1 protein-coding gene is annotated in these 228 nt (G+C 71.1%); it reads left to right on the forward strand.

Annotated elements, in window-relative coordinates; translation table 11 throughout:
- A partial coding sequence (locus ACM0OX_RS35900) for a hypothetical protein (RefSeq protein WP_414520000.1) occupies window positions 1-228 on the forward strand: 228 nt, incomplete at both ends.

The raw sequence follows: 228 nt of genomic DNA on the forward strand, positions 1-228 counted from the left end.
GCCAACCGCCTGGCGGACCAGGGCGCCGACGTCGACCCGGAACTGATCAAGACCGGCCTGACCCTGTACGCCGCGCTCGGCATCGACATGGCTGACCTGGAACTGGAGCGCGTGGTGCGCGTCACCACCGCCTTCTGCGGCCTCGGCATCGCGGCGCTGACCGCCGCGCGCATGGACATGAAGCGCGAATGGCGCGGCCACATCGTCGCGTCCGCCATGGACGCGCTG

This window comes from Nostoc sp. PCC 9305 (genome assembly GCF_963920915.1).
Classification (GTDB): domain Bacteria; phylum Cyanobacteriota; class Cyanobacteriia; order Cyanobacteriales; family Nostocaceae; genus Nostoc.